At 56.1% G+C, this 1,683-nt stretch carries 2 protein-coding genes; both read left to right on the plus strand.

Annotated features, from left to right (window positions below):
• Positions 1-240: hypothetical protein (locus AC1DH9_RS28655; RefSeq protein WP_477809283.1), on the plus strand; the 240-nt coding region annotated here is incomplete at its 5' end.
• A gap of 286 nt (positions 241-526) precedes the next feature.
• Positions 527-1,683 (plus strand): hypothetical protein (locus tag AC1DH9_RS28660; protein ID WP_477809284.1); only part of this gene is annotated, 1,157 nt, incomplete at its 3' end.

A 1,683-nucleotide genomic window follows, 5' to 3' on the forward strand; every position in this document is an offset into this window, starting at 1 on the left:
GCATATTTCAAGGAGTGGTACGACACTTACCAGTCGTCTCGGGTCAAACTCGCACGAAAAATAGTGGCGAGTGATGCCTGTGAGACCGTGACGAGTGTCGAACTCTACAGTTTCAACGGGGATGTGTTCACTGCGTTCTGTGGAAACGGTATGGCGATCAGTCAAACCCCGGCAGAGATTGAAGCCGAACAGCCAATAGACCCAGCTATAAAAAAATGGGTAGTCAAGCGGCCCCGGTGAGTTCAGGTCTCGAGATTCTTGAGAGCTTGGGGGCCATTCAGATTACGTATTTTCGCCATGGCTCCCCTTCAAACGAACTCTGGACGGTTCCCATATACCGATTCAAAGCCATACCTGAGGACGGTAGCTCCGCGTGATTGATAGTCAGTACTCTCATCGACATCCCTGGCGCGTTAAAGAATGAAGTAATACGGGTTAAAAGTTCCTGTCGACGCCTTTGCACCGAACAGCGCGTTTTTACACGTCTATGCAACAAGCCCATTAAGCATGTGCCAGAGAGACAAATATGAAGAATTCAAAACGAAGCCGAAACTGGCCCATCTTTGCCGCAGTCCTGTTGTCAACCAGCATCGCCGCCTGGACGGCGTCAGCGGTTCAGGCGGAGTCCCGGGTACCAAGCCCTGCTGGGCTTATGCGCGAGGCACAACGCCTGAGCAGCGAGGAGTCATTGGCGGAGGCCACGGTCGCAGCCCGGGCGGCTATGGAGGCTGGTCGCAAGAGCAGCGCCCTGGATTTCACCGAGCTAGATGCGGGCGTCCTGCTCGTCAACCTGTTGCACAAGCAGGGGAGATACGACGAGGCCCGGAAAGCCGCCGAAGAGCAGATTGCGTATTGGGAGCAGAAAGCAGCATCTGCCGGGTCGACGGGCAGGCGCGACAGCCGCAGCACGAACATGCTTGGCCTGGCAATCGAAGCAAGCATGATGGCGGGTGAAAGAGCAGAGGTCGCACGCCTGCAGGAAAAGCTATTCGCGGTCGCGAGCCCCGATCCCGGTCTATGGCGCTTGTCGCTGGACGAACCGCGCTTGCATTACGAGCTGGCTGACTTCTCGATGCCACTAATGCTGGGACAGTGGAAGCTGACGGAGTTTGAGCCAGCAAAGAAACGGGATTTCATCACCCGCGTCCTCTATACACAGGTGTTGGCGGACAGCCACCTAAGCGCCGAGATTTCGCTGTCCTATGACGAAACACAACGCAAGCAGAGCGCCGCACAACGGCAGGAATGGGGCAAGTCCTATCAGGGACAGCATGAGGCACAGGCGCTTGCATCGGCAATGCCCGATCTCCCCTTCAACGGCCTGACATCCGTCAAACTAGGGAGGCAAGAGGAGTGTGACGGCGAGCAATGCGTCAATGTTCATTGGATAGCGTTAAACGGCGACTGGCGCATGGACATCAATGTGATTTTCAGATCGCGAGACGAAGCCCAAGCAACTGAACAAGTGCGCAGTTTGTTCGCGGCGCTGAAATGGCAAAGCGCACCACCACTGTTCCGTGAGCGCACGATAGTCGAGCAGATCCAAGACATGGATTCGTACTGGAATGTTCCTGGCGGCTGGTCCAAGGCTGCTGAACTGGCAGAGCAGGCGCTGCCCGATGCCTTTTTCTCAGAGGAAATTGCGCGCGTGCAGACCTATATCGGCGTGTCGCAGTATCGGCG

The sequence above is a fragment of the Pseudomonas sp. 05T35 genome, from assembly GCF_056396605.1.